Below are 6,520 nucleotides of genomic sequence, written 5' to 3' on the forward strand. Positions count from 1 at the left end.
CATGGCGATCGCGGCGGCCTGGCCCAGTTCGGCGCGGCGGACCAGTGCTTGAGAGGGCGGAATCGGTCCGGTGGCGACCACGGTCAGATCGACGTCCAGGTCCGCCACGCACAGTCGCAGGCCCGGGGGGCAGGCCAAGGGGCTGGAGTTCGACGCGGTCGTGGTGGTGGATCCGGCGGGGATCCTGGCGCAGTCGCCGATGGGCGGGCGGGACCTGTACGTGGCGGTGACGCGGGCGACGCGGCGGCTGACGGTCGCTTACGACGGCGAGTTGCCGGACGTCCTGTCCCGCCTCGCCACGAAATCTACAATGTAAAGGCGGCGGGCTGAGATGCCTCTCCGCTCGCTATCACCAAAACAACCTGGCCACGAGGATCAGGGGCCCGGCTCGTTGTCGAGTTTGTCCGCGACGTCCCGGATGGCGCGCATGGCCTGGTCGAGGTTGCGCAGCGTCTGGGTGTCGAGGTGCTTCACGATGCGGCGCAGCTGGTCGGTGCCGGTGTTGTTGATCTCGGCGACGAGGGCGGTGCCGGCGGAGGTGAGCTCGACGCGGCGGACGCGGCGGTCGTGCGGGTCTTCGTGGCGGCTGACGAGTCCTTGGGCGATGAGCCGGTCGACGATGCCGGTGACGGTGCCGAGTCCGACGCCGAGTCCGGCGGCGAGGTCCTGGCCGGAGGCGGAGCCTTCGGCGGACAGCAGCATGATGACCTTGAGCTGGCGCATGGTGAGGTTGGAGTTGAAGAGGGACGATCGTTGCTGGGCGAACACTCGTCCCAGGTCACGTTGTGTTTCGGTGATCCGCCGGATCAGGTCTTCGCGTTCGTCGTTCACTGCCGCCCTCTCGTTCCTGAGAAGGTTATCAGGAACGCTCGGTTGATCTAAATATTCGTATGAGGCGAAGTGTTAGTCTGGGGCGAAACTCTGGAGAGGGAGCCCTATGACCGCTTTCGCCAGGTTGAGCCTGGTCAATCGCACTCTTGTCATCTTGATGGCGTTGGTGGTGACCGCGTTCGGCGTGTTCACGATCCCGCAGTTGAAGCAGCAGTTGCTGCCGTCGTTGTCGTTCCCTGGGGCGTTCGTGATCGCGCAGTATCCCGGCGCGTCGCCGGAGATCGTGGAGGACCAGGTCACCAAGCCTATCGAGGACTCCTTCCAGGGGTTGGCCGGGATGGAGCAGATGACCTCCACCTCGCGCGAGGGCATGGCGTCGATCCAGGTGGCCTTCGAGTACGGCACCGACGTCGAGTCGTCGCTGAACAAGATGCAGCAGGCCGTCAGCAGGGTGACGCTGCCCGACGGCGTTGAGCCGCAGGTGACGGCGGGTAACACTGACGACCTGCCGGTGCTGGTGCTGGCGGTGGGTGACGGCGGCGACGAGCGGGCGATGGCCGACAAGCTGCGCCGCATCATGGTGCCGGAGTTGCAGGGCGTTGAGGGCGTGCGGGAGGCGAGGGTCACGGGCACCCGCGAGGAGGTCGTGACGATCGAGCCGGACGCCGACAAGATGAAGGACAAGGGCGTGTCGGCGGCGCAGATCCCCGACGTGCTCAAGGCGAACGGCAACCCGATCCCGGCGGGCACGCTGACCGACGCGGACAAGACGCTGACGGTGCAGGTGGGCGCGCGGGTCGACTCGGTGGAGAAGCTGAAGGACCTGTACCTGACGCCCACCCAGCCCCAGCAGGCCCAGACCCCGTCCCAGGCGCAGGCTCGGCCGCAGCAGGCCCAGACCCCGTCCCAGGCGCAGACGCAGGCACGTCCGGGGCAGACCGGGTCGCCGCAGCAGGTGCCGCAGCCCAAGCCGCTCAAGCCGGTCAAGCTGGGCGACGTCGCGGAGATCAAGCGGGGGCTGGCCGACGCGACGACGATCACCCGTACGGACGGCAAGACGAGCCTGGGCGTGTCGGTGACGATGGTGCCGGACGGCAACGCGGTGACGATTTCTCACGCGATCCGGGACAAGCTGCCGGAGCTGACCAGGGCGCTGGGCGACTCGTCGGACACGCAGGTGTCGGTGGTGTTCGACCAGGCGCCGTACGTGGAGCAGTCGATCGAGAGCCTGACGACCGAGGGGCTGCTGGGGCTGGCGTTCGCGGTCCTGGTGATCTTGGTGTTCCTGCTGTCGGTGCGCTCGACGCTGGTGACGGCGGTGTCGATCCCGCTGTCGGTGGTCATCGCGCTGATCGTGTTGTGGGCGGGCGACTACTCGCTGAACATGCTGACGCTGGGCGCGCTGACGATCGCGGTGGGCCGGGTCGTGGACGACTCGATCGTGGTGCTGGAGAACATCAAGCGGCATCTCGGCTACGGCGAGGCGAGACTTCAGGCGATCTTGACGGCGGTGCGTGAGGTGTCGGGGGCGGTGACGGCCTCGACGCTGACGACGGTGGCGGTGTTCGCGCCGATCGCGATCGTGGGCGGGATGGTGGGCGAGTTGTTCGGCCCGTTCTCGGTCACGGTGGCGGTGGCGTTGCTGGCGTCGCTGGTGGTGTCGCTGACGGTGGTGCCGGTGCTGGCGTACTGGTTCCTCAAGACGCCGGAGCTGACGCCGGAGCAGGCGCGCAAGGTGCGGGAGGAGGCCGAGGCCAAGGAGCTGCGTTCGCCGTTGCAGCGGGCTTACCTGCCGGTGTTGCGGTTCGCGACGCGGTTCAAGCTGGTGACGGTGCTCATCGGGGTGGCGGTGTTCGTCGCCACGATGGGGCTGGCCGGGAGCCTGCGGACCAACTTCCTGGACTCCTCGGGGCAGAATACGATCTCGCTGTCGCAGCGGATGCCGGTCGGCACGGACCTGGCGACCACCGACGAGGCCGCCGAGAAGGTCGAGGGCGTGCTGGCGGGCGTGGACGCGGTGGAGACGTACCAGGTGAACGTCGGCGGAGGCGGCGGCGGTTTCGGAGGCGGCGGCGGTTTCGGCGGCGGTGGCAGCGCGGATCAGGCGTCGTACTCAGTGACGCTCAAGGACGGCGCCGACACCCCGAAGGTCGAGCAGGAGTTGCGCGACCAGATCGCGAGCCTGTCCGGGGTCGGCGAGGTGACCGTGGGCGGCGCCGGCGGCGGGTTCAACTCCGACACGGTCAGCGTGATCGTGCGCGCGCCGGACCTCGAGACGCTGCGTACGGCGGCCGGCGAGGTGACGCGGGCGATCGGTGAGGTGTCCGGGCTGCAGGACGTGTCGTCCAACCTGGAGGCGGGCGCGCCGCGGATCGAGGTCGTCGTCGACCGTGAGGAGGCGGCCGAGCGCGGCCTGTCGGAGGCGCAGATCGGGCAGGCGGTGGCGCAGGCGTTCCGCGGCGCGCCGCTGGGCCAGATCACACTGGACGGCCGTACCAGCGACCTGGTGCTGCGCGGCGCGGACGCGCCGGAGGACGTCGAGGCGGTCGAGGACCTGAAGCTGGCCACGGCGACCGGGACGGTGACGTTGTCGACGGTGGCCGATGTCAAGGAGGTGGCCGGGCCGACGCAGGTGACCAGGATCGACGGCGAGCGCTCGGCGACGGTCTCGGCCAAGGTGACCGACGCGGGGAACCTGGGCGCGGTGACCCAGACGCTGACGACGAAGCTGGACGGGCTGCAGCTGGGCTCGGGCGCGAGGTATGAGATGGGCGGCGCGTCGGCCGACCAGGCGGAGGCGTTCTCGGACCTGGGGCTGGCGATGCTGGCGGCGATCGCGATCGTGTTCATGATCATGGTGGCGACGTTCCGCAGCTTCATCCAGCCGCTGATCCTGCTGGTGTCGATCCCGTTCGCGGCGACGGGCGCGGTCGGGCTGCTGGTGGCGACCGACACGGCGCTGGGTGTGCCGGCGCTGATCGGCATGCTGATGTTGATCGGGATCGTGGTGACGAACGCGATCGTGCTGATCGACCTGATCAACCAGTATCGCGACCAGGGCATGGGCGTGGTAGAGGCGGTGATCGAGGGCGGCCGGCGCAGGTTGCGGCCGATCCTGATGACGGCGGTGGCCACGATCTGCGCGCTGACGCCGATGGCGCTGGGCGTGACCGGGTCGGGCGGGTTCATCTCCCAGCCTCTGGCGATCGTGGTGATCGGCGGGCTGATCTCCTCGACGCTGCTCACGCTGGTGCTGGTGCCGACGCTGTACACGATGGTGGAGCGGACGAAGGAGCGGATGCGGCGCAAGCCGGTCGCGCCTCAGCCGGAGGAGAAGGTCCTCACCCCTGCTACGTGACCTCCGCCCTTTGCGCGCCCGCACGGCCTGGTGCCGTGCGGGCGCCTTTTTCTGCGGCGTCCGGGGTCGCAGGGGTGTCAGATCACCCTTGACAGGTGATCATGTCGCGTCCATAATCCGTTCGAAACGCTTCGATTCCTCCCTTGTCAGGCCCTGCTTTTCGTGTTTTCGCGCGGCACCCCCAGAACGCAAGGAGCGTCATCTCGACATGCATTCAGGAGCGTTGAAACGTCATGCCCGGCGGGGATTCACCGTGGTCCTCGTCGCCGTGCTGGCCGTGACGGGCGTCTCTCCGGCATTCGCCCACTGGAACGGCACCGGCCAGGACATCGCCAGCATCCACATCTACCCGTACAGCTATAACAGCACGTGGCAGACGCCGATGAACAGGGCGCTGTCCAATTGGAACGCGACCGCGAGCCCCGCCAATTTCTACAAGAGCTCGAATTCGGGTTCGACCATCACGGTGAGCTCTTACAGCAACACCTGGTACGGCACCTATCAGCGGTGCGGCGGCATGTGCATGTACGTCAAGCTGAACTCGCGTACGATCAACAGGGACGCCTCCAACTTCTCGAACTTCGTCACCAGCACGCTTGTTCACGAGCTCGGGCACGCGTTGAATCTCGCGCACAACTCGCTCACCTCGATCATGAACACGAGCCGGAACCGTAACTCGATGACCACGCCCCAGTCGCACGATGTCGCCGACGTCAACGCCTACTACTAAAGGAGGCCGCCCTGTGTTGAGGCGTCTTGGCGCGCTCGTTGTCGCCGCGGTGTTCGTGACCGCGTGCTCGGCGCATGAGGAGCCTGTTCTCTATCGCGCCGACTATCCCCAGTACCAGAGCGCCGATGCGCTCTTCGACAAGGCGACCCTGGTCGTGGAGGCGCGGATCGTCGGGGCGCCACGTTATCTGCGGGAAGTGGCGGCGCCTGATCCGGCGGTGACGGATCCGAAGCTGAACCCGCAGGCGGGAGCGCCCGCCGCGGCGGCCGCTCAGCCCGAGGCTCCGCCGACGGTCATCACCGTCTACACCGCGCAGGTGACGAAGGTCTTCAAGGGCCAGGCTCAGCCAGGGCAGTCCATCGAGGTCAAGGAGCTCGGGGGAGTCTTCGAAGGCGTGACCTACCAGGAGGAGCACACCACCCCGCTGAACCAGGACGGTGGGTACGTCCTGTTCCTGGAGACCTATCCTGACTCGCCGGCCGCGTTGCTCAACCCGGTTCAGGCCAAGTATCCGCTGGACGCCGCCAGCAACCCGGCGCCGCTGCCGGAGAACCCCATCAAGCTGACGCGTGCCGAGCTGGAGACGATGTCGTAGCAACCGTGAACGGCCTGCCCTTGTGCAGGCGGGCCTTTCACATATCTACGGCCGCTGACCTTGCCCTGAACGGCTCCTGACCTGGCCGTTCGTAGCGTGGGGCGCATGGATGAGGCCGAGGCTCCACCCTTGTCGAGGCCGTGGGCGGCCGGGCGCCGTCCTTACGTGGCGCTGGGGCTGGTGGCGGTCTGCTTTACGGCGGTTCAGCTGGTGTTCACCGCCAGGATCGGGCTGGGCTGGGACGAGAGCGTCTACCTCAGCCAGGTGGCCCGTGGCGTGCCCGCGGCCGAGTTCACCGCACCGCGCGCACGCGGGGTGCAGCTCCTGGCCGCGCCGGTCGCCCTGGTCACGCCGTCGGTGACGGCCATCCGGGGGTATCTGAGTGTGTTGTCGGGGATCGCGCTGTTCCTGGCCTACGCGCCGTGGATCCGGTTGCGGTCCGGGCCTATCGCGCCGCTGGCCGCCGCTCTGTTCGCCGGTCTGTGGTTGTCGGTCTTGTACGGCAACGAGGCCATGCCGAACATGTGGGTCGCCTACTGCGGTGTCGCCGGGGTGGGCCTGGCCTGCCTGGCAGGCATGCGCCCGCGGCCCTGGCTCGCCTTGGCGGGGGTGGTGGCGGCGTTCGCCCTGGCGTCGCTGCTGCGCCCCTCGGACGCGACGTGGCTGGCGTTGCCGCTGCTCGGGTACGGGATGGTGCGAAGGCGCGGCCGGCTGCCGGCGGCGGCCACGGCCGCAGGGCTGGCGGTCGGCTGGGCGCAGTGGCTGGCCGAGGCGTTCATCCGGTTCGGCGGTCCGATGGAGCGGCTGCGCGCGGCGGGGGCGGAGAACGCGACAGGGCTGCACTTCAGCCTGCCCGACCATCTGCGCGCGTTGGACGGGCCCCTGCTGTGCCGCTTCGGTGTCGACTGCGGGGGCTTCCCGTGGGCGCAGATCGCCTGGTTCGCGGCGGTGCCGGTGGTGGCGGGGCTGGGGGCTGTCTCTTATACACCTCTGACGCTGCCGACGA

At 68.4% G+C, this 6,520-nt stretch carries 4 protein-coding genes and 2 pseudogenes; 5 read left to right on the forward strand and 1 reads right to left on the reverse strand.

The features are described from left to right. Window positions 1–130 precede the first annotated feature (130 nt). A pseudogene (locus tag ETD86_RS51570) lies at window positions 131–316 on the forward strand (ATP-binding domain-containing protein); the annotation flags it as partial. Window positions 317–375: 59 nt separating this feature from the next. Here the strand turns inward: ETD86_RS51570 and ETD86_RS51575 are convergent. Next, window positions 376–831: a MarR family winged helix-turn-helix transcriptional regulator gene (locus ETD86_RS51575; RefSeq protein WP_138673929.1), complete on the reverse strand. Its 456-nt coding sequence runs from the start codon at window positions 829–831 to the stop codon at window positions 376–378. Window positions 832–937: 106 nt separating this feature from the next. Here ETD86_RS51575 and ETD86_RS51580 point away from each other — a divergent pair, with 106 nt between their 5' ends. The 4 genes and pseudogenes from ETD86_RS51580 to ETD86_RS51595 form a co-directional block, all read left to right on the forward strand. After that, complete coding sequence (locus tag ETD86_RS51580) at window positions 938–4,189, forward strand: efflux RND transporter permease subunit (RefSeq protein WP_138673930.1); 3,252 nt, start codon at window positions 938–940, stop codon at window positions 4,187–4,189. A 223-nt stretch (window positions 4,190–4,412) separates the two neighbouring features. After that, the gene (locus ETD86_RS51585; protein ID WP_138673931.1) at window positions 4,413–4,919 is read left to right on the forward strand and encodes a zinc metalloprotease; all 507 of its coding nucleotides are present in this window, start codon (window positions 4,413–4,415) and stop codon (window positions 4,917–4,919) included. 13 nt (window positions 4,920–4,932) lie between these two features. Next, window positions 4,933–5,514, forward strand: coding sequence for a hypothetical protein (locus ETD86_RS51590; RefSeq protein ID WP_138673932.1), 582 nt, complete (start codon window positions 4,933–4,935; stop codon window positions 5,512–5,514). A gap of 105 nt (window positions 5,515–5,619) precedes the next feature. After that, window positions 5,620–6,520 (forward strand): annotated as a pseudogene (locus tag ETD86_RS51595) (hypothetical protein); the annotation flags it as partial.

This window comes from Nonomuraea turkmeniaca (assembly GCF_005889735.1).
Taxonomy (GTDB): domain Bacteria; phylum Actinomycetota; class Actinomycetes; order Streptosporangiales; family Streptosporangiaceae; genus Nonomuraea; species Nonomuraea turkmeniaca.

What these genes read in the sequence shown, in the direction of transcription:
- ETD86_RS51580 (WP_138673930.1), top strand. Translation starts at nt 938, where the DNA reads ATGACCGCTTTCGCCAGGTTGAGCCTGGTCAATCGCACTCTTGTCATC.